20 protein-coding genes are annotated in these 21689 nt (G+C 52.2%); 11 read left to right on the top strand and 9 right to left on the bottom strand.

Translation table 11 applies throughout. The annotated features are described in order from the left end of the window. Window positions 1–17: 17 nt before the first annotated feature. The 6 genes from hpaI to B880_RS0119185 form a co-directional block, all read right to left on the bottom strand. The gene (hpaI, locus tag B880_RS0119210) at window positions 18–815 is read right to left on the bottom strand and encodes a 4-hydroxy-2-oxoheptanedioate aldolase (protein WP_026042778.1); all 798 of its coding nucleotides are present in this window, start codon (window positions 813–815) and stop codon (window positions 18–20) included. Window positions 816–827: 12 nt separating this feature from the next. After that, complete coding sequence (hpaH, locus tag B880_RS0119205; protein WP_017349082.1) at window positions 828–1631, bottom strand: 2-oxo-hept-4-ene-1,7-dioate hydratase; 804 nt, start codon at window positions 1629–1631, stop codon at window positions 828–830. Window positions 1632–1648: 17 nt separating this feature from the next. After that, window positions 1649–2029, bottom strand: coding sequence for a 5-carboxymethyl-2-hydroxymuconate Delta-isomerase (locus tag B880_RS0119200; RefSeq protein WP_017349081.1), 381 nt, complete (start codon window positions 2027–2029; stop codon window positions 1649–1651). 52 nt (window positions 2030–2081) lie between these two features. Continuing rightward, window positions 2082–3152, bottom strand: coding sequence for a 3,4-dihydroxyphenylacetate 2,3-dioxygenase (gene hpaD, locus B880_RS0119195; protein WP_017349080.1), 1071 nt, complete (start codon window positions 3150–3152; stop codon window positions 2082–2084). Window positions 3153–3213: 61 nt separating this feature from the next. Beyond that, window positions 3214–4668, bottom strand: coding sequence for a 5-carboxymethyl-2-hydroxymuconate semialdehyde dehydrogenase (gene hpaE / locus B880_RS0119190; protein ID WP_017349079.1), 1455 nt, complete (start codon window positions 4666–4668; stop codon window positions 3214–3216). After that, window positions 4665–5948, bottom strand: coding sequence for a fumarylacetoacetate hydrolase family protein (locus B880_RS0119185; protein ID WP_017349078.1), 1284 nt, complete (start codon window positions 5946–5948; stop codon window positions 4665–4667). Before B880_RS0119185 ends, hpaE begins: the two co-directional genes overlap by 4 nt. 344 nt (window positions 5949–6292) lie before the next feature. On the opposite strand from B880_RS0119185, the gene hpaR reads away from it, so the two are divergent. Both hpaR and B880_RS0119175 read left to right on the top strand, forming a co-directional pair. Next, entirely contained in the window at window positions 6293–6745 is a 453-nt protein-coding gene (gene hpaR / locus B880_RS0119180; RefSeq protein ID WP_017349077.1) for a homoprotocatechuate degradation operon regulator HpaR, read from the top strand. A 177-nt stretch (window positions 6746–6922) separates the two neighbouring features. Continuing rightward, window positions 6923–8542: an ABC transporter substrate-binding protein gene (locus tag B880_RS0119175; protein ID WP_017349076.1), complete on the top strand. Its 1620-nt coding sequence runs from the start codon at window positions 6923–6925 to the stop codon at window positions 8540–8542. 53 nt (window positions 8543–8595) lie between these two features. Here B880_RS0119175 and B880_RS0119170 read toward each other — a convergent pair whose 3' ends face one another. Further along, window positions 8596–9798 (bottom strand): MFS transporter, encoded by a 1203-nt coding sequence (locus B880_RS0119170; RefSeq protein WP_017349075.1) that lies wholly within the window; start codon window positions 9796–9798, stop codon window positions 8596–8598. 103 nt (window positions 9799–9901) lie between these two features. Here B880_RS0119170 and B880_RS0119165 point away from each other — a divergent pair, with 103 nt between their 5' ends. After that, on the top strand, window positions 9902–10807 hold the full coding sequence (locus tag B880_RS0119165) for a LysR family transcriptional regulator (RefSeq protein WP_017349074.1): 906 nt from the start codon (window positions 9902–9904) through the stop codon (window positions 10805–10807). On the opposite strand, the gene B880_RS0119160 is transcribed toward B880_RS0119165, so the two are convergent. Further along, window positions 10804–11070 carry a DksA/TraR family C4-type zinc finger protein gene (locus B880_RS0119160; protein ID WP_017349073.1) on the bottom strand — a complete coding sequence of 89 codons (267 nt, stop codon included), beginning with the start codon at window positions 11068–11070 and terminating at the stop codon, window positions 10804–10806. The genes B880_RS0119165 and B880_RS0119160 overlap by 4 nt on opposite strands. A gap of 67 nt (window positions 11071–11137) precedes the next feature. After that, window positions 11138–12817, bottom strand: coding sequence for an SgrR family transcriptional regulator (locus B880_RS0119155; RefSeq protein WP_017349072.1), 1680 nt, complete (start codon window positions 12815–12817; stop codon window positions 11138–11140). Between the two features lie 192 nt (window positions 12818–13009). On the opposite strand from B880_RS0119155, the gene B880_RS0119150 reads away from it, so the two are divergent. From B880_RS0119150 to B880_RS0119115, 8 genes are all read left to right on the top strand, one after another. Beyond that, on the top strand, window positions 13010–13714 hold the full coding sequence (locus B880_RS0119150) for a ribulose-phosphate 3-epimerase (RefSeq protein WP_017349071.1): 705 nt from the start codon (window positions 13010–13012) through the stop codon (window positions 13712–13714). A 44-nt stretch (window positions 13715–13758) separates the two neighbouring features. Beyond that, window positions 13759–15696: a PTS fructose transporter subunit IIABC gene (locus B880_RS0119145; RefSeq protein WP_017349070.1), complete on the top strand. Its 1938-nt coding sequence runs from the start codon at window positions 13759–13761 to the stop codon at window positions 15694–15696. A gap of 27 nt (window positions 15697–15723) precedes the next feature. Further along, on the top strand, window positions 15724–16797 hold the full coding sequence (locus tag B880_RS0119140) for a Gfo/Idh/MocA family protein (RefSeq protein WP_017349069.1): 1074 nt from the start codon (window positions 15724–15726) through the stop codon (window positions 16795–16797). Then, complete coding sequence (locus B880_RS0119135) at window positions 16797–17639, top strand: sugar phosphate isomerase/epimerase family protein (protein ID WP_017349068.1); 843 nt, start codon at window positions 16797–16799, stop codon at window positions 17637–17639. Before B880_RS0119140 ends, B880_RS0119135 begins: the two co-directional genes overlap by 1 nt. Further along, window positions 17636–18430 (top strand): alpha/beta hydrolase, encoded by a 795-nt coding sequence (locus B880_RS25680; protein ID WP_017349067.1) that lies wholly within the window; start codon window positions 17636–17638, stop codon window positions 18428–18430. The genes B880_RS0119135 and B880_RS25680 overlap by 4 nt, the downstream gene beginning before the upstream one ends. Window positions 18431–18607: 177 nt before the next feature. After that, complete coding sequence (locus B880_RS0119125; protein ID WP_017349066.1) at window positions 18608–19183, top strand: TetR/AcrR family transcriptional regulator; 576 nt, start codon at window positions 18608–18610, stop codon at window positions 19181–19183. A 693-nt stretch (window positions 19184–19876) separates the two neighbouring features. Continuing rightward, the gene (locus tag B880_RS0119120) at window positions 19877–20353 is read left to right on the top strand and encodes a nuclear transport factor 2 family protein (RefSeq protein ID WP_017349065.1); all 477 of its coding nucleotides are present in this window, start codon (window positions 19877–19879) and stop codon (window positions 20351–20353) included. Window positions 20354–20562: 209 nt separating this feature from the next. Continuing rightward, the gene (locus tag B880_RS0119115; RefSeq protein ID WP_017349064.1) at window positions 20563–21570 is read left to right on the top strand and encodes an alpha/beta hydrolase; all 1008 of its coding nucleotides are present in this window, start codon (window positions 20563–20565) and stop codon (window positions 21568–21570) included. Window positions 21571–21689: the final 119 nt, after the last annotated feature.

Genomic DNA, 21689 nt, shown 5'->3' with positions numbered 1-21689 from the left:
GGTTTTCTCCCGGTAGCTTAGTAGACTGACTGCTGACCGTCGGTTGACTGTGAAAGGGAAGAGGTAAAACGGGCTGCCAACGCTTCAGCACTGCGTGCTAATAGCGTGGTATCGACGCCGACCGCAACAAACAGCGCCCCCCGTTGCAGATAGCGCTGAGCCAGCGCTTCATTCGCCATCAGGATGCCCGGTGCTTTGTTGGCTGCCAGAATCTTTTCAATACACCGGTCAATGGTGGCCTGAACTTCAGGATGTGCCGGATTGCCCATGTAGCCCATGTCGGCACTGAGGTCCGCCGGGCCGATGAACACCCCATCGACACCCTCTACGGCGAGGATTTCATCGAGATTAGCAACGCCTTCACGGGTTTCGATCTGCACCAGCACACACATCTCATCATCGGCCCGTTGCAGATAGTTTGGCACCCTGTTCCAGCGCGAGGCGCGGGCGAGGGCGCTGCCTACGCCACGGATGCCGCGCGGCGGATAATGACAGGCCTTTACCGCATTACGCGCGTCTTCCGCGTTCTGGATCATCGGGATCAGCAGCGTTTGTGCGCCGGTATCCAGCAGCTGTTTGATGATCACCGCATCGTTCCACGGCGGTCGCACGACCGGCTGACTGGTGTAGGGGGCTATCGCCTGAAGTTGACCGAGCACGGAACGCACGTCGTTGGGCGCATGTTCGCCATCAATCAACAACCAGTGAAATCCGGCACCGGCCACCACTTCAGCACTGTAGCTACTGGCAAGGCCAAGCCACAGGCCAATTTGCGGTTGCTTCGCCGCCAATGCTTGCTTAAACGTATTGATTATCATCGCTTTTCCTCAAACGAAGCGGCAGCTGATGGCACCCATCACGCCGTAATCTACGTGGAAGGTGTCACCTCTGCGCGCGGCAACCGGACGGGTAAATGAACCCCCTAAGATGATCTGCCCCGCCTCCAGCTCCACGTCATGCGGGGCCAGTTTATTGGCCAGCCAGGCCACACCGTTGGCCGGATGGTTCAGCACGGCAGCGGCTACGCCTGACTCTTCAATGACGCCATTGCGATACATCAGCGCTGAAATCCAGCGCAGGTCGAGTGCATCCGGTTTGATCGGACGGCCGCCCATCACTACTCCGGCATTGGCGGCGTTGTCTGAGATGGTGTCGAATACTTTACGCGGGCGTTGGCTTTCCGGATCGATACCGTGGCAGCGTGCATCAATGATCTCCAGCGCCGGGATGATGTAATCCGTGGCGTTGTAGACATCAAACATCGTGCAGTTGGGGCCGCGCAGCGGTTTGGCTAAGACGAAAGCCAGTTCGACCTCAACGCGCGGAACAATGAAACGATCAATGGGAATATCGCTTCCGTCGTCAAAGAACATGTCATCCAGCAAGGCACCGTAATCCGGTTCGCTGATTTGTGAACTGGCTTGCATGGCCTTGGACGTCAAACCGATCTTGTGGCCTTTCAGTACCCGGCCTTCGGCAATTTTAGTGGCAACCCATTGACGCTGAATGGCATACGCATCGTCGAGCGTCATGTCGGTGTGACGCAGAGAAAGCTGGCGCGTCTGCTCACGTTTCTGCTCCGCCTGGTGCAGTTCGTGGGCCAGCGCTTTGATGGTGGCGTTATCTAACACGGGAGATTCCTTACAGGTTAGCGAAACAGCGCATGGACGTTGTTATGCTTGAAGTTCAGCACCGGATGCAGCTCTTCCAGCACCAGCGAAAGTGCCAGATAGCGTTCTGCGCTCAGCGCCGCAAAGTGTTGTTTTATCTTTTCAAACAGCGCGGCAATCACGGGCTGTAGCTCATCCAACTGACGGCCATGACCGATCTTGAGTGTCATATGCACAAAGGCGTAATCGTGTTTGCCATCCGCCATCTGCCAGGTATCGATCCAGTGGGCGCGACTGCGGATGCCACCCAGTGGAAAAATTCCGCTGTCGGCAAGGTGGCGGTTAACCTCAGCAAACAGGCCAGGAAGATCGGCCTGCTGGCGAATGTTTTCAGTACACTCGGCAATAAAGTGGGGCATAGCGAACTCCTGAAAGAAAGGGGCTGCGGTGGACAGGACCGCAGCCTGGGGATTAGAGCGTGTTACCGAGCTTATAACCGGCTTCTTCATCCCCTTTGCGGGTATAGGAGAAGCCATCGGCACCGATGGTCACGGCCATTTCGCTGGTGTGTTCACGTTCACGCACCGGTTGCGGCTTACCATCGAGGTCCAGCACCAGTGAGCCGTCGGTGTACCAGCTTGGGACCACGGGCGTTCCCCACCAGTCACGACGCTGATTGTCATGCACATCCCAGCTCACTACCGGGTTGTCTGGATCGCCGGTGTAGTAATCCTGGGTATAGATCTCAATGCGGTGCCCGTCTGGATCGCGAATATAGAGATAGAAGGCGTTAGAGACGCCGTGACGGCCTGGGCCACGCTCAATCATGTCTGATTTACGTAGTGCCCCGAGCTTGTCGCAGATCGCCAGAATGTTGTGTTTCTCATGGGTAGCAAAAGCAATATGGTGCATACGGGGGCCTGCACCGCCGGTCATCGCGGTATCATGTACCGTTGATTTACGGCGCACCCATGCGGCATACACGGTGCCTTTATCATCACGGATATCTTCGGTGACGCGGAAACCCAGCCCCTCGATGTATTCCAGTGCACGCGGTACATCTGGCGTGATCTGGTTAAAGTGGTCGAGACGGACCAGTGCGCCTGGGGTATACAGTTCATAGCGCCACGCCAGGCGTTCTACGTGCTGTACGTCATAGAAGAATTCGTAAGGGAAGCCGAGCGGGTCTTCAACACGCACGGAGTCACCAATACCTTTCACGAAACCGTTCACACGACGTTCGGTTTTGCATCCCAGCGCCTTGTAGTAAGCCTCAGCGCGATCAACATCTTCCGGGCTGCGAACGCGGAAAGCGAAAGCGGCAACGGCAGCCACCGGGCCTTCACGTAGCACGATATTGTGATGGATAAACTCTTCCAGTGAACGCAGATACAGCGTCTTGTCATCTTCTGCGGTCACGTGCAGACCGAGAATATCCACGTAAAATTCGCGCGATGCCTTCAGGTTCGTGACCTGAATTTCCATATAGGCGCAGCGCAGTACATCAGGCGCGGGTAGGCCGGTAGTTAATTTTGTTGTCATCGTAAAACTCTCTGTAGGGTAACAATGAGCCCCTCCAGCGCGTGGAGAGGCTGAACCGGGATTAGATGCCCCATTTCGGGATCGGGTGGTCGCCGAAGGAGATGCAGACGTTCTTCATCTCAGCAAACACTTCGAAGCTGTATTCGCCGCCTTCACGTCCGGTTCCCGAAGCTTTTACGCCGCCAAATGGCTGGCGCAAGTCACGGACGTTCTGGGTGTTGACGAAGACCATGCCCGCCTCAATGCTGCGCGAGATACGCAGGACTTTGCTGACATCCTGAGTCCAGAGATAAGAGGCGAGGCCATATTCAACGTCATTGGCCAGACGCAGGCCTTCTGCTTCATCTTTGAAGGGCAGCAGGCAGGCAACCGGACCAAAGATCTCTTCCTGTGCGATGCGCATACGGTTGTCCACATCAGCAAACACCGTAGGGCGCAGATAGTTACCCTGGCTCAGGCCTTCTGGCTTGTCCGGGCCGCCCGCTAACAGGGTGGCACCTTCTTCGATACCGAGACGGATATAACCGGAGACTTTTTCCCAGTGCTGCGGGCTGATCAACGCGCCAACCTGGGTTTCAGGATTGGTTGGGTCGCCGACGCGCAGGCGATTGGCACGCTCAGCGAAACGACGGACAAATTCCGGGTAGATACTCTGCTGAATAAAGATGCGAGAGCCTGCGGTGCAACGTTCACCGTTGATGGAGAAGATGGTAAACAGCGCCGCATCCAGGGCGCGATCGATGTCTGCATCTTCAAAAATCAGCACTGGGGATTTACCGCCCAGCTCCATCGAGTACTTTTTCAGACCTGCGGTCTGCATGATTTTCCGGCCGGTTGCGGTGCCACCGGTAAAGGAGATCGCGCGCACGTCATGGTGGCGCACCAACGCATCTCCCGCTGTGTTGCCATAACCTTGCACCACGTTGAGTACGCCCGCCGGAATACCGGCCTCAAGCGCCAGTTCACCCAGACGGTCAGCGGTCAGCGGTGAAAGTTCTGACATTTTTAAGACGGCGGTGTTACCCAGCGCCAGGCAGGGCGCGGTTTTCCACGTGGCGGTCATAAACGGCACGTTCCACGGCGAGACCAGCGCACAGACGCCCACCGGCTGGATCAGCGTGTAGTTCATCATCTTGTCGTCAACCGGATAGGTACGACCGTTCATCTGCTGGCAGATTTCTGCGAAGAACTCAAAGTTGTGCGAGGCGCGCGGGATCAGCACGTTTTTGGTCTGATGGATCGGCAGACCGGTATCAGCGGTTTCCATCGCCGCGATTTCTGGCACGTTTTTATCGATCAACTCACCGAGGCGGTTCATCAGACGCGCGCGCTCTTTCATTGGGGTGTTGGCCCATTTCGGGAACGCATTTTTGGCAGCTTCGACGGCCTGATGAATCTCTTTTTCCCCGCCCGACGCCACTTCGGCTAACACTTCGCCATTGGCAGGATTGACGGTAGTGAAGTAGTCGTTGCTGGCGACGCTTTTGCCGTCAATCCAGTGGTTAATCTTTTTCATTTCAGGCTCTCCTCAAACGCTTTCTCACTGACAATCCGGTTGGTTAAACGGCCTACGCCTTCAACTTCCACCACCACTTCGTCGCCGGGTTTCACATCCGCCAGCCCTTTTGGCGTGCCGGTGGCAATCATGTCGCCTGGCTGTAGCGTCATGAAGCTGCTCAGATACTCAATCAGGTAGGCAACGTCGAAGACCATGTCATGGGTGGTGCCGGACTGGGTCAGTTGGCCATTAACAAAGGTTTTGAGTTGCAGGTTCTGTACGTCCGGGATGGCGTCACGCGGCGTAATTTTGGGTAACAGTGGCGTCAGAGTGTCGCGACTTTTTACGCGCAGGTTAGGGCGGTAGTAGTTTTCCAGGTAGTCACGTACCGCGTAGTCGTTGCAGACGGTGTAGCCCTGTACATACTGCAATGCTTCGGCGCGGCTGACGTTGCGCGCGGTTTTGCCGATCACCACCACCAGTTCGGCTTCGTAGTGCATATATTCGAGATTGTCCGGGCGCACGCTAACGCTGTGATCGCCCGTTATGGTGTTGGCTGCCTTGATGAATACCAGCGGCTCTTCTGGCGCTTTGAAGTCCAGTTCACTGGCGTGATCGGCGTAGTTCAGGCCCAGAGCAAACAGTGTTGGCTGACCGTTCGGCTGGCTGGCAATCACGGTATCAGCGGTAAAGCTAGTGTGCAGCGAAGGCAGCCCGGCTGCGCTAATCACCACTTCATCACCCGGCGCTAACTCAACGCGAACCTGTGGGGTGCCCAGCAAAATCACGTCCCCGGCTTGCAAGGTGGCGAAATCGCTCAGCGCGGCAATTAATTCGGCCGCATTACGGTGCAACTCGGCGGTAGACCAGCGCTGGCGCTCGACGCCATTGACGGTGGTGAGGATTTGAACATTACTGACGTCCTCCAGCGTTGCCACTTCGCCAATCGGGCAGAAGCCATCACGGCATTTCGCCTGAATGGCAGGGCGATAGAAGCTCTCTTCCGCCAGGCTGACATCATTGGCCAGCGCATACCCGGCGATAAACTTCGCGGCATCGCCCACGGCAACTTTACGTGCCGTTTGGCTAATCACCACCGCAAGAGTTCCGCCGCTGTAGGTGGTTAACTGCGGCGGCAGTTGTACGGCATCACCGTTAGCCCGCAGGGTATTGCGCGGTTTAATGAACCAGACCGGGGTTTTCGGCGGCGTTTTATAGGGAGCTTCATGAAAGCGTTCATCCCAGGCTGCTGTTTGCGAGCCATGATTGAGCGCAACAGCAAATACGGACCTTTTCATTGCGATTCCTTGTAGCTGTGAGGGCATCTACGCCACATCGTTAACATGTTAATGAATTATTATTAGATCGGAGTTGTGGAGGTGGTCAAGACGGTGCAAAAGGGGGTTAAATTGAATTTTTCAGACAAAAAACAGGATTATATTACTAATAATCATGTGGTTATGATTTTGGTAAGTCTGGGTGTGTTATTTTTTTGTTAATTTATTTGTGATGGCGATCACTTTATTAAGTTGTTAACATTATGCTTTTGTGAAGCTGTGTCATTATTTGCAGATAGGCATGTGAGTTGCATCACCCTATACTGCGTAACTCATCCTTAAACCAATCCTGAACGGTGCTGAATATGTATGATTCCCTGACCATTGCCTTGCTCCAGGCGCGTGAAACGGCGATGGGCTACTTCCGTCCGATTTTGAATCGCTACAACCTGACGGAGCAGCAATGGCGCATCATTCGTATTCTGGCGGAACACCGGTCACTGGATTTTCACGACCTGGCGCAGCAGGCCTGTATTTTGCGCCCCAGCCTGACCGGCATTCTGACCCGGCTGGAACGTGATGGCCTGGTGTTTCGTCTCAAACCGCTGAACGATCAACGCAAACTGTTTGCCTCACTGACGCCAGGCGGCGTCGAGTTGTACCAGCAAGCGTGTAGCGAAATAGACGCGGGTTACCAGCAGATTGAGCAGCAATTTGGGCCGCAACAGATGCAGCAGCTTAAAGCGTTATTACACACGTTTAATACCTTGCGTCCTGAAGAGTGGGAAGAGGGCAAGCCGCAGGCGATCAATGGCTAAATAGCTCGTCATATTTAAGCACAATGCTGTTTATTATCCATTCTATGCAGGTATTGTGATTTTACTCTGTCAACGCTCTCATCAATAATCGTTCGTCATTTTTCCATTCATATTAGACATTTTTAATCTGGATAATGACCCTCCGGGATTATTTCGCAACCTGTCGATGAGAGTATTATGAAATATTCACTAAGTGCTATTGCACTGTTGGTTATATCTGGCTTTCAACCCCTCTACGCTGCCGATAATGCTGCTGAAAAACCGCAGCAGGGCGGTGATTTCGTCTGGGGGATTGAAACCAATCCCACCACGCTTAATCCACAGTTTAATGGTCAGACGAAAGTGGAGCTGGTGCAGCGTGCGGCGTTTGAGTCCCTGCTGGCGCGCAAAGCAGATGGTAGCTATATTCCCTGGCTCGCTACCGGCTATGAAATCAGCAAAGATAATAAGACATACACGTTCCACTTACGTCAGGATGTGACGTTCTCTAATGGCGAAAAGTTTAATGCGGCTGCGGTTGCTGAGAATTTCCATAATCTACAAAACCTGACGTATTGCGCAGGCTCAACCATGTGCGTGATTGGTTCACGCATTGCAAGTATCACTACCCCTGACGAATATACGGTGAGCGTGACGTTAAAAGAAGTCTATAGTCCGTTCCTTTCATATATTAGCTGGCTAAAATTACTCTCGCCTTCGTCATGGAAACAGCCAGATCTGAAACAAGGCGGACCGGATATTTATGGCACTGGGCCATTTATCCTGAAACGCTGGGATAAGAATCAGCAAATCGTTTTTGTGCGTAATCCAAATTATCACTGGTCTTCCGGTAATGCTCATCACCAGGGACCGGCGTATCTCAACAGCATTACCTATCGTATTTTACCGGAGTCTTCGGTGCGAACCGGCGCGCTGTTATCCGGTCAGGTTGATGCCATTGAGGGCATCTCAGGGAATGATGCGGGTGAATTTATCGATAATCCCGATTTTAGCTACCAGAGCGCACCCAACACGGGGACGCCTTACACCCTGTTCCTGAATATCAAAGACGGGCCAACCAAAGAGTTAAATGTGCGACAAGCATTGCTCCAGGGGCTGGATATCGACAGCATTATCAAGTCGATTTACCGTGGTCATCGCGTACATAGCTGGGGGATCACCTCACCGATTGATCCGCTGTATGACAAGAGCATTGAGGGCAAATACGGTAATAATCCTCAGCTTGGCAATAAATTGCTGGATGAAGCGGGCTGGAACCTCAAGGGCAGCGATGGCATCCGCGTGAAGAATGGCGAGCGGCTGAGCATTCTGGTGGTGCAATCACAGGTTACGGTGCGCGATCAGCGAGATGTGTTGCTGGAAGCGGTGCAGGCGCAGGCCCGCCAGCGTTTAGGCATTGAGTTGAAAATCCGCTATGTCGATCCCGGCACCTATTTTCAATACATTAAAAATGGCAATTACGGCTCCATTCCGAATTCTCACGACGATACGGACGGCCTCGATCTGGAAAATCACTACCTGCCGATCGATGCCGGTGGCGCGATCAATTACAGTCGCACCGATGCACCGCAAGTCTCTGCCTGGCTGAACGAAGCCGCACACACGCTGGACGAAACCAAACGCAAAGCCATCTATAGCGAACTGCAAAATTACGCCATTCTTCAACAGGCGCTCGCTATCCCGCTGTACGCTCCGGATGATGAAATCGCCGCCGCGTCACATGTCCATGGTATCGGTTTCCGCACCTTCCGTCAGATCCCAGAAAATGCCTACGATGTGTGGGTAAGCAAAGATTAAGAAGGCTAAGGGCAGGGACGCCCTTTGGCGCTCAGTGGATTAAAAACCAACGGCTAACTTTGCATGGCTGAAGGTTGAAACCGTTTTGCCAGTTTCTTTTGCAGAATAATCACGACAAGCGGGAAGCTTGATGCGCTCATTGCGCTTATCGTTAGCAAGGTATTTGTGTCTCGCGGTGTCATGCTGTGTTCAGGGAATAGCAGCGAGGAAAGTAAAAATGCAACGGTGGTCATTAAATACATTATTGATGTCTGCAATGAAGAGAATCCTGCCCGCTGTCCGCTATCCGGAAATTGCATCGTTAGCGTGGAAGAGGCCACCAGGCGGCTATAAGCTGCGCCAAGAAACAGGGTGATGAATAACGCCGCCTGCTGATAGCCCAGGAGGGGAATCAGCAAACTCAATATAAAGATGCTGGTTGAACCTGTTGCCAGAATGAAAGCGGAAAAACGCGAGGTCAACATACCGGTTACTTTTGTTGCCAGATAACCTGTAACACCGCCGCCAAAGAACAACCAGGGTAGCTGGTCTGGCGCAGCCCCCAACTGCTGTAGCATTAAGGGAACCAACACCGGCATGACCAGCATCGGGCTAAACTGTACCAGCGCATTACTGGAGGCAAACAGTAAGGTATCCGCATTGAGACGCTGCATGTAGCTCCTGTCCGTAGAGACAGGATCTTGGGGTACGGTAGAGACAATCAATGGCAATGCTAACCAGCAAAGTGCACTTATCGACCACAACGCGAGATGCCATCCAGAGTGGGTACACAGAAATAAAATAGCAGGAATTCCAACAATACTGACCAGTGCAAATGATGCAATCACCGTAGCCATCACTTTTCCGCGCATATCGGCCGGGGCGTTATTGATGATAATGCTGATTCCCACGCCCATTGTGGTCCCGCCAACGACTCCTGCACAGAATCGCAGCGCAAGCAGAAGATGAAAACTGGTCGTGAATGTCGTCAAAAGTGTCAGCAGGCCCAACAGTGCCATATTAGCGATTAAAAAACGTTTCTTATTGCAACGTCCAATCCAGTAAAAGGCGATAATTCCCGAAAGGACCGCGCCGAACGTGTATATGCCGGACACGTAGCCGGAAAAAGAGATCGGGACGGCGAAATCGGCCGCCATAAAGGCAAACACAGGGTTGAACACCATATATTCCAGCGCATTAGTGAACTGGATAAACGCGATGACAATGGCTATTCGCATTAGCGAGCGATGATTAAAAGTCGGTGTAATAAGCGGCATAACAAGTAATCCAGGGATGAAAGAGATGCGAGTTTAATTACTATCAAACATGTTAACTACATGGTAAAAATGGCACTTACTCTTATCAAAAATGGGATAGCCGATGCGCCCGGCTCTGGATTTTAATAGCCTTAAAGTGTTTGTTGCTGTCGTTGAAAAAGAGAGTTTTGTTGGGGCTTCGAAAGCTCTTGAAATGCCAACATCCAACGTCAGTCGTTGTATTGCTCAGTTAGAAGAAAAGCTGCACCTCCAGCTTATCGAGCGCAGCACGAGGCATATGAAACTCACCGCTGCGGGGCAGTTGCTCTATCGTCGGGCGAAACCACTACTGGAGGCACTGGAGCAAACCGAAACAGAGCTCACCTTGCGGCAAATGCAACTCAAGGGCCCCTTACGTATCTGCATCCCCAATGAAATAGGACCGGCATTACTGGGTTCTGTCATCGCTGACTTCGCCTGTCAGTATCCAGATCTGGAGATCAGCTGCGTTACAAATTTGTCCGGCTTTGAATCGCTACGAGATGACCTGGATCTAGCGATTATAGTTACCCGAGGTCAGATGGATGACAGTGATTATATCGCTCGCCATCTGGTGACGATTCCTTGCACGGTTGTGGCCTCACCCTCCGTTATTCAGCGCTATGGCACTCCCACGCATATCCGTCAACTGGAAGCGTTACCCTGTATTACCACCGTAAGTGCACTGAAAGGGGCACCGTGGCAGTTCGTCAATGTTAGAGGGGGATTCGACACCGTCAAGGTGAATGGACATTATCGTGTTAACAGCGGGGAGATGGCGGGAAGGGCTGCGATTGCGGGTGTTGGTTTTGCTATTTTGTCGCAGCAAGCCTGCCAGCCTTTCATTAGCGAGGGACGTTTAATTGAGATTGCGTTTGAACAGGCGGTCGCCCCACTGCAATTATTCGCTATTTATTCAGGTCGGCGCTTCTTGCCTGCCAAAACAAGAGCGCTGATTGATTTTATCCATGAGCGATTGAGCGCGGATTAACGCAACTGGCTGTCCTTGCTGCCGCGCCGGTTGTATCCGCTGTGGCTGGCTTCGCGCTTATCGATTTTCTCCTGACAGTTGACGCAATATTGCACGCCCGGCAAAGCGCGACGTCTCGCTTCGGGAATCGGTTCGCCACAGTCCTCGCAGAATTCTGCACTCTCGCCGTGACCGAGATTGCTGCGCGCGCGTGCGATTGCATCATCGACCGTTGCATCGATCTGTTTCTGTACTGCACCATCTTCAGACCAGCCGCCTGCCATAACTGCCTCCCGAGTAATGTGAATACCACTAACTATAGGCTACGGGATGTGCTGAAGAGAACAGGCATTATTCAATCCATACCTGGCTAAAGTCTGGCCACCCCAGAGTGTTGGAATCCCGCCAGGTAAAAGCTGAATCAGATTCGTAATCCAGCCAGTGGTGGAACAGGGGAATGATCCACTTTCCACGGGTAATACTCCCGAAACAAGTTTCCAGCGCCTGATGGAAGGTGTTGAAAGGTTGTTGTGCTGATGCGGCGATACACACGTCCAGATTGTGACGTAACGCATAGGGCAGCCTTTGCAGTGTGGGATCAACAACCAGCCAGTTTTTGTATGCACCGACGTCCTCAAAATCAACCATAAAGTTGGTGAGCCACAGATCAACATTAGGGGCAGAGGATGTCATGTACGCCAGATATGAAAACTCTTCGACCCGACATTCGATACCTTTCTCATGCAATAGTGTGGCAATTCCCGCCGCAAGTTGGCTGAGTTCGGGTTGCCTGAAGGTCGCCAGAACAACAGGGCGGTTGAGACCAAAAGCGGGGTTGGTCATGTTGTAGTCAATTTCGCGGTGATTCCACCCCGGTAACATACCCGAAGAAAATGAGAGTGCACGGGCATAATCTTGCTTTAGCGCACTGCGCCGCAAAATATCCACGGGCTGGAGGAGGTCGTTGAGGAATTTACGCCACGCCGTTTCGGCACATTGGCCGTCAGCGTCGATCAGTAGGAAACTGGCGCCCTGTTCGAGTTTTCGTTCTCTGGGTTTGTTGATCGCTTCCGGCTGGGTGGTGCGCAGCAGAGGAATGAAGCTCATGTTGATATCCTGGGTATCAAACCGATACACATTGACTTCATCTATCATTGGCGCAGCAAGGTGGTAATGTCGGTTTTTACGGATGCAAAGTAGCTTGTCCGAATGCTCGGCAATCGAAAATGGTCCGGTGCTAATGAGCTTGCCGTTTTGCGTTTTGAAAATTTTGGCGGGGATGGTTGCCAGTAATTCGGGTAGATGATTCAGTGGATGTCTGAGCTGGAATATAACCTTAAGATCGCCCTCGGTGGTTATTTCACGAATATCAGTGAACATCTCGCGGAATACCAGCGACATGCGCGCATTATCAAGACAGCGTTTGATGTGTGCAGCAGTGATCGCGCTGCCATCAGAGAAATGCAGCCCTTTGCGTAAAAAGAAGTGCCATTCCCTGTCGCCATTATGGCTGAGCCAGTAGTGGGCCAGGTCGGGAACCGCCTGAGCCTGGAAGGCATCGTAGCGTGACAGACCACAAAAGCATTGCCGAATAAGATGTCTTTCGGTGCGTCTTCGGGGCGACAGCGGCGTAAGTGTATCTACGGCACGGTAGTAGGGAATACGAATACTGACTCCCTGGCTGGTCACAAAGGTGCCAAAATTCTCCCGTACCAGTTCTTTGAGCCGCTTTTGACTGGACTCAAGCCGCTTCGCTGGAAACACATCGCGATCATCATCGATATATTCTTCGAGCCGGTTTTGCTCGATTTTCTGCGGCGTGACCAGAAAGCGTAATGTCGACTTTTTTCCGCGCCCGCGCGCCGGAACCCACTCCAGCCAGCCTCTTTCACTCATCTTGCTCAGAACATTTCGGGCATTGCGCTTACTGCTGCTGATAGCGGTCGCAATGTCATCGATTCTTAACGATTGCGCTTCATTGCCAGCAAACAGCAGATAAATGCGCTGGAAGTGATGATCAACACTAGGCATAAGTTTCCGCTTTTCATTTTTTCCGCTTTTAGTGCCTCTGAATGTAACCAAAATGTGATCTTTTTCAACTTTGCTTCCTATTTTATGCAATGGCGGAAGCTATTTTCCCGTTGTGAGGCGGCTTTTTATCGGCCCGTAGGCGAGCCAGTATAAATCCTGAAAACACAATCTCCTTCAATAACAGGAATCTGTATGACGCATGCAAAAGTTCGCTTCGATATGAAAACCCTTCCTGCTGAACGACTGATGGCAGAACTCTCGTTGTGGTCAGCGGATTTGACCCGCTTAGCCGATGAGATTACCCGTGTTGATGAGTATGCCGACATCTATCACATCGACGTTTCCGATGGTCACTTTTCCCCTGCGTTTCTGTTTTTCCCCGATGTTGTCGCGCAGATCCGTCAACTCACTCGCAAGCCGCTACATGTGCATCTGATGGTTGACGATCGCATTCTGCTGGAGCAAATAGACCAGTTCGCAGAAGCCGGTGCCGACATCATTTCAGTCCATGCAGAAAACCAGCAGCTTGATCAGGCCTTAACACGCATTGAAGAGTACGGATGTGTACCGGGTCTGGTCCTTCAGCTTCCGACGCCGGTTTCAGCGGCTGAAACGTGGTTGCCTCGCGTAGGCATTCTCACCCTGCTTGGCACCTTGATGGGGGTGAAAGGTCAGGACCTCAGCGAGCAAGCCTGTGGCCGTTTGCATGAAGCGCGCCAGCTGATTGGCCGTTGCGGTGCGGAACATAAAATCCTGCTGGCTGCCGACGGAGCGATTCGTAGCCACACCGTGCCCGCACTGCGCGAAAGCGGAGCTGACACCGTAGTGATGGGATCGCTGGCATTCAACGCCTCTGACTACCGCGAAACGATGCTCTGGTCTCGCGCGCTGCGTTAATCGCCTTTCGATGCGTTAAACCCTACAAAAAACGAGGCAACAGAATGATAAATACATTGCTGAGTAAAGAACTGATTCACCTGAACCTGAAAGCGCAAAACAAGGCCGATCTCCTGCGCGAGATGGCACTTATCCTGCGCAATGCGGGCAAGGTTGCAGATGAAAACCAGTTTTTAAAAGACGTGCTCTCCCGTGAAGAACAAGGCTGTACAGGCTTTGAGGAGGGGATTGCCATTCCTCATGCGAAAAGCCGTGCCGTGACTGCGCCCGCAGTGGCGATTGGTGTAAGCCGCAGCGGTATCGATTACGGCGCAGAAGACGGTGAACTGAGCCACTACTTTTTCATGATTGCCTCGCCAGACAACGCAGATGATACGCACATTCAGATACTCGCTCAGCTTGCTTCACGCTTTGTTGAAGAGCGTTTTATTAAGCAGCTCTCTTCAGCCACTTCGCCTGAAGAGGTGTTGGCGCTTTTCCAGGGGCAGGAAGAAGAGGCTGTTGCTCCGCAGCAAAGCCGGGGATTCCTGATTGGGGTGACCGGTTGTCCCACTGGCATCGCGCATACCTATCTGGCTGCTGAAGCGCTGGAGAAAGGGGCCAGAGAACTGGGTTATGACATCCTGGTGGAGACAAATGGCTCTATCGGGGTGCGTAACTCACCGACAGGTCAGCAGATCGCACAGGCAGAAGCGATCATTGTCAGCAGTGATAAACCGATTGATACCGATCGTTTTGCCGGCAAAAAAGTGATTTACACCAGCGTCAAAGCACCTATTCGCGGCGCACGGGAGGTGATTAATCAGGCTCTGGCCGCCCCGATCTGGCAACCAGAGAGTAAGCCGGGTAAGAGTACAAATTCGCTGATGGACTCGGCCGGTGCGGGAAAAAATATTTATCGATCCATGATGAATGGCGTATCTCACATGATCCCCTTTGTCGTCACGGGCGGGCTGATGATTGCGCTTTCCCTGACGATTGGTGGTGTGCCCGGCCCCCACGGGCTGGTGATTCCGGAAGGGAGTATCTGGAACACCGTACTTAGCGTCGGGGCGGTTGCGTTTCAGCTCATGATTCCGGTGCTGTCCGCTTACATCGCTTATGCCATCGCTGAGCGACCCGGTCTTGCGCCCGGTTTTATTGGCGGATGGATTGCGAACACCGGCAGTTTTTATGGCGCGGCGGCGGGGACCGGGTTTATTGGTGCCATTCTTGCCGGGTTTATTGTGGGCTACGCGGTGCGTTGGCTGGCGCGACGAGAATGGCACAAGGTGATTCAGCCATTAGTACCGATTCTTATCGCGCCTTTGCTCGGCACTATCCTGATTTCCGGTTTATTTATCTTCGTGATTGGCGCTCCTATTGCTGATTTGATGCAGTCACTCAACAAGATGCTGGTTTCATTGAGCGGCGGAAGCCTGGTGCTGTTGGGGATCGTGATTGGCGGGATGGCGGGCTTTGATATGGGGGGCCCCTTTAACAAGGTCGCATTCCTGTTCTGTCTCGGCATGATGACTTCCGGCCATCCTGAATATTTGGGTGCCATCGCCTGCGCCATACCTGTTGCTCCGCTGGGGATGGGGATTGCCAGCCTGGTTGCGCGAAAAAGCGGGTTGTTTACGCCAGAAGAGCATGAGGCCGGGAAAGCCGCTATCGCTATGGGGATGATGGGTATTTCAGAAGGGGCAATTCCTTTTGCCGCTCGCGATCCGCTCACGGTGATCCCGGCGAATGTGGTGGGCAGTATGTTGGCATCCGTGTTGGCCTTCCAGATTGGGATCACCAATAACGTGGCGCACGGTGGCCCTGTAGTGGCGCTTTTGGGTGCCATGAATAAACCCATTTTTGCCTTCTCAATCATGCTGTTGGGCGCAATGCTTACCGCTGTTGTCGCTATTTCGCTGAAATATATTCGCAGCCGCAAACAACACGGGGCCACAGCCCAACCTTCCGCTATCAGTCAAAAAGCCATTACACGCTGAATCAGCCTATTTCTAAGGAGTTTTACCATGCCTGAAGTACAGAAAAAATTACGAGTGGGTGTTTTAGGCTGCGGGCCAATCTCGCAGGCAGGGCACTTTGAAGCGTGCACGAAGGCCTGTAATGCAGAGCTTTATGCAATTTGTGACAGCGCCGACGATCTCCGCGAGCGTATGTCGGCGATGTGGGCGCCGCAAAAAGCGTATGCGGACTATCAGCAGATGCTGGACGATGAGCACGTTGACGCCGTCATCATTGCCACAGCGGATGCGTTTCACGTTCAGTTAGCCATCATGGCGTTACGGGCCGGTAAACATGTGCTCTGCGAGAAACCGCTGGGTGTGACGGTAGAAGAGTGTGAGGAACTGCTGCAAATTTCACGTTCAACGCGTCGCATCTTTCAGATTGGCCATATGAAGCGTTTTGATGGCGGCATTCAGTCGGCGCGGGAATTCATTCAGCAGGAGATGGGAGAGCTGGTGGCCTATAAAGGCTGGTATTGTGACAACAGCCATCGCTATACGGTGACGGATGCCGTACAACCGCAGATCGTTAAAAGCTTATCTCGCCGTAAACCGGCCATCGACCCTAAAGCCGACCTGCAACAATATTATCTGCTGGCGCATGGCAGCCATCTTATCGACACCGCCATGTTCCTTGCCGGGGAGATCACAGAAATTGAAGCGCGTTTTCTCCATCGCGGTGGCGTGCATTGCTGGTATATGGACGTTGCATTTGCGAATGGGACGCTTGGCCATCTCGACCTCAGTGTGGGTGTCAGAATGGACTGGCATGAAGGATTTCAGATCTATGGGGAAAACGGCAGCATCCTGGGCAAAACGTTTAATCCCTGGCTGTACAAATCAAGTGAAGTGGATATTTTCCATGAGAAAACCGCATCATGGAGCCGCGCCCTGGCGGCGGATGGCCAATTCTATCGCCGCCAACTGGAGTCATTTGCTAATGCCGTATTGAGTGAAAGCGCAGTGGCAGGAACGGGCGTTGAAGAGGGATTACTCATCGTCAAAGCAATGGCGGCGATACAGGCTTCCGTGCGCACCGGTAAATCTGTTCAGGTGGCGGCAGCAAAAGGGGCGATCTGATGAATAAAGGTATTTTCTCTAAAACCTTTCCCACGCAATCTGTGGATGAGAATTTCCAGTTGATCCACGCATTGGGCTATCAGGGTACTCAATTCAATTTTTCCAGTGCTGGGCTGAACGCATTACCACATTTCATTCCTGATAGCGTGCTGGAAGAGGTTAAACAGGCCAGCCAGAGACACCGGGTGTGCCTGGAGGCCATCTCCGCCACTTTTAACATGACTCACCCTGATTCTCGCGTGATTAAGCAGGGGTTGATATCGCTGGAAACGGTGTGTGAGGCAGCCGGGAGACTCAATTGCCCGGTTGTCACTTTGTGTACCGGCTCGCGGGATCCGGACGATCAGTGGCGTTTCCATCCAGACAATCTGCAGCCAGAAAGCTGGAAACTCCTGCAAAAAACAATGGAAAATGCACTAAAAGTCGCCGAAAAACATGATGTTGTTTTGGGTATTGAACCCGAGCTGGCAAACGTTGTTAATTCATCGATGAAAGCACGACAGCTTATTGATGAGATGCAGAGCCGTTTTCTCAAGGTGATTCTGGACCCCGCCAATCTTTTTGAGATTGCGACACTCCACGAGCAACACAGTTTGGTAGCAGAGGCGTTTGATTTGCTGGCCGATGAGATTGCTATCGCTCATGCGAAGGACAGAAACCCAGATGGAACTTTTACCACCGCAGGGCGAGGCGTGTTGGATTATCACTTCTACCTTCAGCAACTGCGTCACTCAGGTTTCACGGGTTGTGTGGTGACACACGGGCTGGAACCCGAAGATGCAGCGGAGGTTTCATTGATGCTTGATAAGCATTTGAAGCTGCTCGAAGGGAGTGTGGCATGATCAGGACGTTTAACCATCAAGGCGTCAGCTTACGTTACTACGACAACCAGGCAGAGGGGCCGGTGCTGGTTTTCCAGCACGGCTTGACCGGTAATGCCGATCAGACCCGGGGGACGTTTACCAACCAAAACTGGCGTCTGATCACGCTGGAGTGCCGTGCTCACGGGGGATCAGAGATGGGCCCGCCTGAGGATCTCGGCATTTTGACTTATGCGCAAGATCTCCTCGCCTTACTCGATCACCTCGAAATTGATAAAGCCCCGTTGGCTGGAATATCCATGGGAGCGGCTGTTTGTGCCTGTATAGCGTCGCAGGCCCCTGATCGTGTGCTTTCGTTATCCTTAGTGCGTCCCGCGTGGGGGCTGAGAAGCTCGCCGGAAAATTTGCAGATTTTCTCCGTCGCCGCGGGCTATCTTAACCTCTACGGCGCCATAGAGGGGAAGGCCAGATTTGTGGAGAGCGAAGTCTTCAACGCGTTGCAACAGGGATCTCAGGACAATGCGAACTCTATTTTGAATCTTTTCGCTTTAGATCCGGCGCAGACTGTCTCTCTGTTAAATCAGATGATATGCAGCCAGACCGGACTTCGCCCGGAGGTTATCCGGCGTCAGGCGATCCCGGTTCAGATTATTAGTAACGCTCAGGACGTTATCCATCCCGAGAGCCGCGCCTCAGAGCTGATGGCGTTACTGAGCGTGCATAACGTGGTAACTGTCTTCCCGAAAAATCAGGACAAAGCCCGACACGTAGAGGAAGTTACCGCGAGTTTAGTGACATTCCACAGAGCGTAAGCAATTGACGGCGGAGTTTCAGAAAACGGTAAGGCGAGCAGGAATTTCTTTTTGTGTTTCTCCGGCGCGTAGTGATCGTGAGGGCGGGCAATTTTTGCCTTCACGTCACGGTTTTATTTATGAAGGTTATTTCAAAAAACAGTTGACTGAGTAGAACGACAATTCTACTTTTATCGCATGAACAAGAAAACAAATGACACACGCGAAAAAATCCTGACAACCGCCGAGCAGTTGATCTATCAGAATGGGATCCACGCCATGGGCATGGACCTACTGGTCAAGACTTCTGGTGTTGCAAGAAAGAGCATCTATCGGCATTTCGCCAACAAAGAAGACGTGGCCTCAGCCGCGTTGTGTGAGCGTGATGAACGGTGGATGGAATGGTTCAGAACAGAGTCTGACAAAGGTAAGACACCCCAGGAACGTATTTTGAATATGTTCAGCGTTCTGAATAGCTGGTTTGAGTCTGACGGCTTCCGGGGTTGCGCGTTTATTAACACGGCCGGAGAGGTTGGAGATCCTGATGATCCCGTTCGCCAGATAGCAAAGATGCACAAGCAAAAGCTACTGGATTACGCCCTCGAACTTTCCGGACAGTTGAACCATGAGCATCCGGAGATTCTCGCCAGGCAGCTACTCATTCTGTTGGAAGGTGCCATCACAATGGCCTACGTAATGGGTGACAGCAGTGCCGCTGACAACGCACGGGAGATGGCGAAACTCATGCTGGAACGAACCTCATCTGATAACTGATGGCCATGAGTGTTTTTTGAGGCAGGTTAATTTACAAAAGTTCACCCGACATTTTTCGTTGGGTGAACTCTTTACTGTGCGGCTGGTTTTCCGAAATTTCTCTTTTCTGGCTCTATGGCTCACCCGACGTTCGCTGGCAAGTTCTTAAACCATCAGTAACTGAATATCTCATTTAAAACCCCTTCACCGTGACACTTTGCCGCGGCAATTTTTTCAATCTTCAGTTGGCTGTTCTGCTCCCTGCAGGATGGCAAATAGCTATGTCGTCAGTGTGGCTTGCCCGCTGTTTGCGTTCACGGTGAATTTCCGTTTCGCGCCTACATTTATCTTTTTTATCAGAAATTCGCGAATTTAAATAAATATTAATCTAATTAAAACAATTATTTAAATGATTTTTGAGGCGATCCATTTCTGATCCTGGAATTATTTTCAGAAAAAATCATTGACGAGGTAGAACGATCGTTCTACCTTTAAGCCACAGACAAGGCACCCCGTGATAGCGGGGGAGAGTGACAGAATCTGGTGAACGACTTACTGATCAGAACAGCATTTATGCCAGCGGCGTGAGCATTCTGGTGAAGTGATCAAAATAGAGGAATTTGTCGCGAAAGTTATGCCGGAACAGGGCCTCAACTCATCCCTGTATGACGAGAATAATTTTTAACCTAAACCGAAATTTACAGGAGTTTTACCATGACTAATTCACAAGTACGCCCACCGCTTCCTCCTTTCACTCTGGAAACGGCCATTGAGAAAGTGCGGCTGGCTGAGGATGGCTGGAACAGTCGCGATGCTGAAAAGGTAGCGCAGGCTTACTCGCTGGATACCAAATGGCGTAACCGTGCCGAGTTCGCAAACAACCGCGAAGAAGCGCAGGGCTTCCTCGACCGTAAATGGAAAAAAGAGCACGAATATCGCCTGATTAAAGAACTGTGGGCGTTTGGCGGTAACCGCATCGCCGTCCGCTATGCCTATGAATGGCACGATGACTCCGGCAACTGGTTCCGTTCTTATGGAAACGAAAACTGGGAGTTTGGCGCTGATGGCCTGATGGAACGCCGCTTTGCCTGTATCAACGACATGCCGATCAAAGAAAGCGAGCGGAAATATTTCTGGCCGCTGGGCCGTCGTCCGGACGATCATCCAGGCCTGTCAGACCTGGGGCTGTAAGGCAGTGTTTGTTATCCCGCTGGAAATTCAAGGCGGTCATTTTATCCGGGGTTCTACTCAGCCAGCCAACATTAAAGAAACGAGCTGGTGAGGCGGGGCAAGTGACTGTCTTGAGGGTGTACAGCCATCACGATGCGGGAATGTCTGGGGATTTTTCACATTCCGATCGTGAGCATTAGAATCCTATTCAATATTAACAGGGTCGTATTATGAATATTAAATCAGTGTTACTGACTGCTGCTATCGCCACCGTTTCTGCCAACAGTTTTGCCGACGCATCTCAGCCAGAGCGACACGTGCAGGAGTTCCTGAAAGCGCTTAATAGTGGCAACGGTAAGCCTATCGAGCAGCTGTCTCCACAGGATGCACGACAGGTGCTGATCAACGCTCAGAAAGGCGTAAAACTGCCAGTGGCAGACGTCACGGAAAAAACCATCAATGTGGATGGGAATGTAATCAAACTAAACATCGTGAAACCCCATAATGCGCAAGGCACTCTGCCGGTGTTTATGTTCTTCCACGGTGGTGGGTGGATCCTGGGCGATTTCGCAACACATGAACGTCTGGTTCGCGATCTGGTCACTAAATCCGGTGCCGCAGCGGTTTTTGTTAACTACACGCCTTCACCGGAGGCTCATTTCCCGGTTGCCATTAATCAGGCTTATGCGGCAACTCGCTGGGTAGCTGAACACGGCAGCGAAATCGGCGTCGACGGAAAGCGCCTGGCTCTGGTGGGTAACAGCGTCGGCGGCAACATGGTTGCGGCTGTGGCGCTGCAGGCAAAGCAGTATAAAACGCCCGCCATTCGCTATGAGGTGATGCTCTGGCCTGTGACTGATGCCAATTTCAATACCGGTTCTTATAACCAGTATGAGAACGGATACTTCTTGTCGCGCAACATGATGAAGTGGTTCTGGGATGCCTATACCACGAAAGAAAGCGATCGTAACAACATCCTGGCATCGCCGTTGCGCGCAACATCTGAGCAGTTAAAAGGGCTGCCTCCGACGCTGATCCAGACGGCAGAACTGGACGTACTTCGCGATGAAGGGGAGGCGTACGGTCGCAAACTTGACGCCGCCGGTGTTGATGTGACAGTTACTCGCTACAATGGTTTGATTCATGATTATGGTCTTCTGAACGCGCTAAGCGACGTCCCTGCAGTCCGTGCTGCGCTGGACCAGGCTGCTTACGAACTGAAAGAACACCTGAAATAACGGCCAGATGGCCGGCCGTTTTAAGCGGCTGGCCACGGAAGACCTTTGAATGTATCTACAGAATCTTAATTTAACATAATCAACGTTGTGCGCACTGAAGCTGTAAATGCTATTTGATA

This window comes from Pantoea sp. A4, assembly GCF_000295955.2.
Classification (GTDB): domain Bacteria; phylum Pseudomonadota; class Gammaproteobacteria; order Enterobacterales; family Enterobacteriaceae; genus Pantoea; species Pantoea multigeneris.
Note: the sequence above shows the minus strand (reverse complement) of the source record. Positions and strands in the feature narration are given on the sequence as shown.